Annotated in this window: 7 protein-coding genes; 2 read left to right on the forward strand and 5 right to left on the reverse strand. The window is 70.7% G+C overall.

The window, feature by feature from the left end; all coding sequences use genetic code 11:
- Positions 1-158: 158 nt before the first annotated feature.
- The gene (locus B7767_RS05730) at positions 159-857 is read right to left on the reverse strand and encodes a bifunctional 2-polyprenyl-6-hydroxyphenol methylase/3-demethylubiquinol 3-O-methyltransferase UbiG (RefSeq protein WP_085571164.1); all 699 of its coding nucleotides are present in this window, start codon (positions 855-857) and stop codon (positions 159-161) included.
- A 135-nt stretch (positions 858-992) separates the two neighbouring features.
- Here B7767_RS05730 and B7767_RS05735 point away from each other — a divergent pair, with 135 nt between their 5' ends.
- Positions 993-1,256, forward strand: coding sequence for a DUF6343 family protein (locus B7767_RS05735; RefSeq protein ID WP_179167040.1), 264 nt, complete (start codon positions 993-995; stop codon positions 1,254-1,256).
- 13 nt (positions 1,257-1,269) lie between these two features.
- Here B7767_RS05735 and B7767_RS05740 read toward each other — a convergent pair whose 3' ends face one another.
- The 4 genes from B7767_RS05740 to rpsA all read right to left on the reverse strand — a co-directional run bounded on the left by B7767_RS05740 (position 1,270) and on the right by rpsA (position 5,138).
- Positions 1,270-1,650: a M48 family metallopeptidase gene (locus tag B7767_RS05740; RefSeq protein WP_030858785.1), complete on the reverse strand. Its 381-nt coding sequence runs from the start codon at positions 1,648-1,650 to the stop codon at positions 1,270-1,272.
- A 50-nt stretch (positions 1,651-1,700) separates the two neighbouring features.
- Positions 1,701-2,312 carry a dephospho-CoA kinase gene (gene coaE / locus B7767_RS05745; protein WP_085571166.1) on the reverse strand — a complete coding sequence of 204 codons (612 nt, stop codon included), beginning with the start codon at positions 2,310-2,312 and terminating at the stop codon, positions 1,701-1,703.
- Positions 2,313-2,330: 18 nt separating this feature from the next.
- The gene (locus B7767_RS05750; RefSeq protein ID WP_085571167.1) at positions 2,331-3,269 is read right to left on the reverse strand and encodes a PAC2 family protein; all 939 of its coding nucleotides are present in this window, start codon (positions 3,267-3,269) and stop codon (positions 2,331-2,333) included.
- A gap of 375 nt (positions 3,270-3,644) precedes the next feature.
- Positions 3,645-5,138 carry a 30S ribosomal protein S1 gene (gene rpsA / locus B7767_RS05755; protein ID WP_085571168.1) on the reverse strand — a complete coding sequence of 498 codons (1,494 nt, stop codon included), beginning with the start codon at positions 5,136-5,138 and terminating at the stop codon, positions 3,645-3,647.
- Positions 5,139-5,441: 303 nt separating this feature from the next.
- On the opposite strand from rpsA, the gene B7767_RS05760 reads away from it, so the two are divergent.
- Positions 5,442-5,993: class I SAM-dependent methyltransferase (locus tag B7767_RS05760; RefSeq protein WP_143652231.1), on the forward strand; the 552-nt coding region annotated here is incomplete at its 3' end.

The raw sequence follows: 5,993 nt of genomic DNA on the forward strand, positions 1-5,993 counted from the left end.
CGGGCCGACCGTGAGCACGGGCCGGGCGGACCGGGCCGCAGCGGTGACCCGGGCGCCGCGTCCGACGGAACCGGCAGGCGCGGGAGGCCGCCGGGCGTGAGACAGCCGGTGGGCGCAAGGGCCGGGGTGCGGGTCGGCCGTGGGTGCGGGCCGTGTGATCAGGTGTCGGACATCGGCACCGCCCTCACCCACATCCTGTCCTCCGTCAGGTACCGGTCCACCGTCAGGCCCGTCTCCGCCAGCGCCTCCTCGAACTGCTCCCTCGTCAGGGGGCGGGCGCGGAACGTCTGGGTCCAGGTCGCGTCCGGGAACACGTACTCCGCGTGGACCGAATCGACGCCGTCGCCCACCGGCTCCGCCGAAACGATCCGCACGGTGAAGCCGGCCGGGTCGACCCGCTCGCGCGGCACATCGGTGTGGTAGTCCTCGCCCTCCCGCTGGATCAGCACGCACCCGCCCTTCGCCAGATGCCGCACACAGGTGCGCAGCAGGCCCCGCCGCACCTCCACGTCCCCCGCGTGCACCAGGAACGACGCGAGCAGCACCACGTCGAACGTCTCACCGAGGTCGAGCCCCTCTATGGGGCCGCATATCGTCCGCGCCCCGCGCACCCGCTCCAGCATCTCCGCGGACTCGTCCACCGCCGTGACCTCGAAGCCGCGCTCCAGCAGCGCGTGGGTCATCCGCCCGACGCCGCTGCCCAGCTCCAGGATCCGCACCCCCGCCGGCACCGCGGCGGCGATGACGTCCGGCTCGTCCGCGACGGGCAGCCGCGCGTACAGCTCCACCGCGCAGCCGTCCGGGGTGATCGCCCCGGGACCCGTCCCCTCATGGCCCTCACGCATTTTCAGTTCCATGCCCGTGAAACGGCCGGCGTCCGCACGCCCGTTCCCCTCCTCCGCCGGTTCACCCGACCGAGTGACACGTGGTCCCGGAGGCGGTTCGGGGAACCCGGAACACGCGGGGGCGGCGCGGACGGGTTGGTGATCGGAATGCGTACGGGCAGTGAGCCGACGACCGCCCGCAGTGCTCTGCGGATGCGGTTCTGGCTGAGCGTGTGGGGCGTGGTCTGGACGGTGTCCGGGACCGTGGCGTTCGCGCTCGCGGGGCATCCGGGCTGGGCGCTCGCCTGCGGGTTGCTGTGGCTGGTCGTCACGGTCGACCTGGCCGTCGTCCTGCGGCACATCCGCCGGGGCCCGCACTACCAGCCGGGGCGCGACGTGCCCCCGTACCAACCGCCGGGGAGCCGCCCGTAGCGCCGGCCGTCGCTCACTCGTCGAAGCGGGCCGCCTTCAGGTACTCCGGGTTCGGGTCCAGCGCGGCCGCCAGCCGGAAGTGGCGCTTGGCCGGGTGCGGACGGCCCTGCCGCTGGTAGGTGCGGGCGAGCGCGAAGTGGGCGAAGGCGTTGTCCGGCTCGCGCTCCAGCACGAGGGAGAACTCCAGCTCGGCGGGGCGGAGCTGGGCCGCCGCGAAGAAGGCCCGGGCGCGCAGCAGCCGCGCGGCGGTGTTCTCCGGATGGACGTCTATGACACCGTCGAGCAGTTTCACCGCGCCCCTCGGGTCCCGGGAGGCGAGCAGGTGCTCGGCGGCACGGAAGTCGATGACATGCGTTTCCGGCGTACGTCCGGTCGAACCGCTGGTCTCGGGCACGGCGGAATCCTTCCCTCGCTGAACGGGTTCAACGCCCCGCCCGGCACCCGCTATTCCGGGTGGGAGGTACGCGCCCGGTGGACGAGGTCGGCCCACACGTCCTTGACGCGCCGGTGCAGTTCGTCGAGGGGGACGTCGTTGTCGATGACGATGTCGGCGATCTCCCGGCGCTGCTCGCGGGTCGCCTGGGCGGCCATCCGCGCGCGTGCGTCCTCCTCCGTCATGCCGCGCCGGCCGACGAGCCGGTCGAGCTGGGTCTCCGGGCTCGCGTCGACGACGATCACGAGGTCGTAGAGGGAGGCCAGGCCGTTCTCCGTGAGGAGCGGGACGTCGTGGACCACGACGGCGTCCTCGGCGGCGGCCTCCTCCAGCTCACGGGAGCGTGCGCCCACCAAGGGGTGGACGATCGAGTTGAGGACGGCCAGCCTCTCCGGGTCGGCGAAGACGACGGAGCCCAGTTTGGGCCGGTCGAGCCTGCCGTCCTCGGTGAGGACCTCCGCGCCGAAGGCGTCCACGACCGCCGCGAGACCGGGCGTCCCCGGTTCGACGACCTCGCGCGCGATCCGGTCCGCGTCGATCAGCACGGCCCCGCACTCGACGAGCAGCCGTGACACCTCGCTCTTGCCGGCACCGATCCCACCGGTCAGCCCCACTGTCAGCATGGGGGACAGCCTAGGGCGTCAGCCGTCGCCCTCGCGCTCCGCCAGGAAGCGTTCGAACTCGCGGCCGATCTCGTCCGCCGACGGGATGTCCACCGGCTCGGCGAGCATGTTGCCCCGGCTCTCCGCGCCCGCCGCCGCGTCGTACTGGTGCTCGAGGCCCTGGACGAGGGCGGTGAGTTCGTCGTCGCCCTCCTGGATCTGGCGGTCGATCTCCGTCTGGGTGCGGTGGGCGTCGGTGCGCAGCGCGTGCGCGACACCGGGCAGGACCAGTCCCGTCGCGGCGGTGATCGCCTCCAGGGCGGTCAGTGCCGCGTCCGGGTACGGGGAACGGGCGATGTAGTGCGGCACGTGCGCGGCGACGCCCAGGACGTCGTGCCCGGCCTGCATGAGCCGGTACTCGACGAGCGCCTCGGCGCTGCCCGGCACCTGGGCCTCGTCGAAGGCGCTGCCGGCCACCGGGACGAGGTCGGCGCGGTTGCCGTGCGGGGTGAGGCCGACGGGCCGGGTGTGCGGGACGCCCATGGGGATGCCGTGGAAGTTCACCGACAGACGCACGCCGAGCCGCTCCACGATCTGCTGGACGGCGGCGGCGAAGCGCTCCCACTCCACGTCCGGTTCGGGCCCGGAGAGCAGCAGGAAGGGCGCTCCCGTGGCGTCCTGGACGAGGCGCACCTCGATGGCGGGCACCTCGTAGTCGCTCCACCGGTCGCGGGTGAAGGTCAGCAGCGGGCGGCGGGCGCGGTAGTCGACGAGCCGGTCGTGGTCGAACCGGGCGACGACCTGGTGGGGCAGCGAGTCGAGCAGCCGGTCGACGATCTGGTCCCCGGTCTCCCCCGCGTCGATGTATCCGTCGAAGTGGTAGAGCATGACAAGTCCGGCCGACTCCTGGGCCAGCGCCACGTCGACGACACCGAGCCCCTTCGGCTCCCACGCGTACAAACCCTGCGGATCAAGCACAGTGACCGCTCCTCCTCATGTCCGTACACCACAACATGGCACGCACCACTGACATTCCCCGGTGAGAACAACTCCCCGGGGAACGCGGGGATCTTCTCACCAAGACCGCACGCAACTCCCTGAGGAGCACGGGGACACGGTGATCTCCTCACCGAGGACGCGGGCAACCCCCTCAGGGGCGCGGGGAACTGCGCGACAAGCCCCCACCGGCCGGCAGCCGATCCACCACCCTTCAGGGGCGGGGCCGTATCGACATGCGGCTCCGCCGCGTGGGCGCGAACCCCGACGGGCCGCGGCCCGGAACACAGCACTGAGGGGCCGCACCTCGCGAAAGGTGCGGCCCCTCAGTCAACGGCTAAGCGTCAGTGGAGAGCGTCAGCTCTGCCCACCCGCCAGCTTCTCCCGCAGCGCGGCGAGCGCCTCGTCCGAAGCCAGCGCACCGGACTGGTCGCCGCCCTCGGAGGAGTACGAACCGCCACCGGACGCGACCGGAGCGGCGGCCTCGCCACCCTCGGCAGCGGCCTTCTCGTCCGCCTCGCGGGACTTGATGACCTGCGCCTGGTGCTGCTCGAAGCGCTGCTGCGCCTCGGCGTACTGGTTCTCCCACGCCTCACGCTGGGTCTCGTAGCCCTCGAGCCAGTCGTTGGTCTCGGGGTCGAAGCCCTCGGGGTAGATGTAGTTGCCCTGGTCGTCGTAGGACGCGGCCATGCCGTACAGGGTCGGGTCGAACTCGACCGCCGACGGGTCGGCACCGAAGGCCTCGTTGGCCTGCTTCAGCGAGAGGCTGATGCGACGGCGCTCGAGGTCGATGTCGATGACCTTGACGAAGATCTCGTCGTTGACCTGGACGACCTGCTCCGGGATCTCCACGTGGCGCTCGGCCAGCTCGGAGATGTGGACCAGACCCTCGATGCCCTCGTCCACGCGGACGAACGCACCGAACGGAACCAGCTTCGTGACCTTGCCGGGCACGACCTGGCCGATCTGGTGGGTGCGGGCGAACTGCTGCCACGGGTCTTCCTGGGTCGCCTTCAGCGACAGGGAGACACGCTCGCGGTCCATGTCGACGTCGAGGACCTCGACCGTGACCTCCTGGCCGACCTCGACGACCTCGGAGGGGTGGTCGATGTGCTTCCAGGACAGCTCGGAGACGTGGACCAGACCGTCGACGCCACCCAGGTCCACGAAGGCACCGAAGTTGACGATCGAGGAGACGACGCCGGAACGGACCTGACCCTTCTGGAGGGTGGTGAGGAACGTCTGGCGGACCTCGGACTGGGTCTGCTCCAGCCAGGCACGGCGGGACAGGACCACGTTGTTGCGGTTCTTGTCCAGCTCGATGATCTTCGCCTCGAGCTCCTTGCCCACGTAGGGCTGGAGGTCGCGGACACGGCGCATCTCGACCAGGGAGGCCGGGAGGAAGCCGCGGAGGCCGATGTCGAGGATGAGACCACCCTTGACGACCTCGATGACGGTACCGGTGACGATCCCGTCCTCTTCCTTGATCTTCTCGATGGTGCCCCAGGCACGCTCGTACTGGGCGCGCTTCTTCGAGAGGATCAGGCGGCCTTCCTTGTCCTCCTTCTGGAGAACAAGGGCTTCGATCTCGTCACCGACGGCGACGACCTCGTTGGGGTCGACGTCGTGCTTGATCGAGAGCTCACGGCTCGGGATGACGCCTTCGGTCTTGTAACCGATGTCGAGCAGGACCTCGTCCCGGTCGACCTTCACGATGACGCCGTCGACGATGTCGCCGTCGTTGAAGTACTTGATCGTCTCGTCGATCGCGGCGAGGAAGGCTTCCTCGTTACCGATGTCGTTGACCGCTACCTGCGGGGTGGTGGCGGTGGTCTCGGTGCTGCTCGTCATGTGGGAAAGGGCTCCGGTACGGACATTGAAGTCGTAGGTACTGCTACGCCGGAGCCCGTTTCGCTCTGCAGAAGCCGGACAGCCAAGGAAGCGCCTCACCGTTCACCGGTGATGGCACCTCGAGAACCGAGGGGACATACAACAGATGCGAGCGCAGCCTGCTACGTCTGAGGTGCGCAGGCTCGCAGCGCAACTTGTAGCATACGGGGGCTGCCGGGCATGGTCAATGCGCGAAGCCGCCCACCCGGGGCGGATCGCCGCATAACCGGCACAATTACGGTCCCCCGAGGCCACGCAGGGGTGATGAGACCCCTTCTGCGACACGCCGGGGACCGGCTGGTTGGACGGAAGAGTACGACGAGGGAGCCGATCATCCAAGAGCCCGAAGCGCCCGAACCGGAGGCGACCCGGCGGCAGGCCGGTGTCACGGAGAGCTCCCGCGCCAACCGGGGATGGTGGGACCGCAACGCGGACGAGTACCAGACCGAACACGGCACGTTCCTCGGCGACGACCGCTTCGTGTGGGGACCCGAGGGTCTGGACGAGGTGGAGGCGGAGCTGCTCGGCCCGCCGGAGGAGCTGAAGGGGCGGGACGTCCTGGAGCTGGGCGCCGGCGCGGCGCAGTGCTCGCGCTGGCTGGCCGCGCAGGGCGCGCGGCCGGTGGCGCTGGACATCTCGCACCGGCAGTTGCAGCACGCGCTGCGGATCGGCGGGCCCGTTCCGCTGGTGTGCGCCGACGCGGGGGCGCTGCCGTTCGCGGACGGCTCCTTCGACCTGGCCTGCTCGGCGTACGGGGCGCTGCCCTTCGTGGCCGATCCGCGGCTGGTGCTGCGCGAGGTGCGGCGGGGGGGGCGG

This window comes from Streptomyces sp. 13-12-16, assembly GCF_002114215.1.
Classification (GTDB): domain Bacteria; phylum Actinomycetota; class Actinomycetes; order Streptomycetales; family Streptomycetaceae; genus Streptomyces.